Source organism: Streptomyces sp. SID13726 (genome assembly GCF_010548375.1).
In the GTDB taxonomy this organism is placed as follows: Bacteria; Actinomycetota; Actinomycetes; order Streptomycetales; family Streptomycetaceae; genus Streptomyces.
This window is the reverse complement of sequence record NZ_JAAGLY010000602.1, coordinates 1-416: the sequence shown is the minus strand read 5'-3', so window position 1 is coordinate 416 and position 416 is coordinate 1. Positions and strand designations below refer to the sequence as shown.

General features: G+C 72.1%; 1 protein-coding gene. It reads right to left on the bottom strand.

Going from position 1 to position 416, the window contains the following annotated elements:
- Positions 1–416: alkaline phosphatase family protein (locus G3I78_RS49335; protein WP_203616578.1), on the bottom strand; the 416-nt coding region annotated here is incomplete at both ends.

Here is a 416-nt window from a genome sequence, read left to right as displayed (position 1 = left end):
GCGTGCGTGCGCAGCACGTGCCGCGTCGCGTCGACGATCCACCGGGACGAGGAGATGTCCGCCGTCGGACCCCAGTAGGTGAAGAGCGGGAACTCGCCGAACCGGCCGACGAGGTCGTCGTGCAGCGCCGGGGGCCGCACGTACGCGTCCGGGGACTTGCGGCCGTCGGCGTGGTAGATCGGGCGCGGCGTGACCGTGACGTCCGTCGTCATGCCCATCGCGTACCACCAGCAGACGTTCGCCGACGAGTACTCGCGGCTGGCGCGGCGCGCGGCCTCCCACAGCTTCTCCCCCTCGACGAGCCGGGCGTGCTGGCGCCACAGGTACACGTCGCCGAGCTCGCGGAAGTACCACCCGTTCCCGACGATCCCGTGCTCCGCCGGGCTGAGCCCGGTCGTCATCGTGGCCTGGACGCT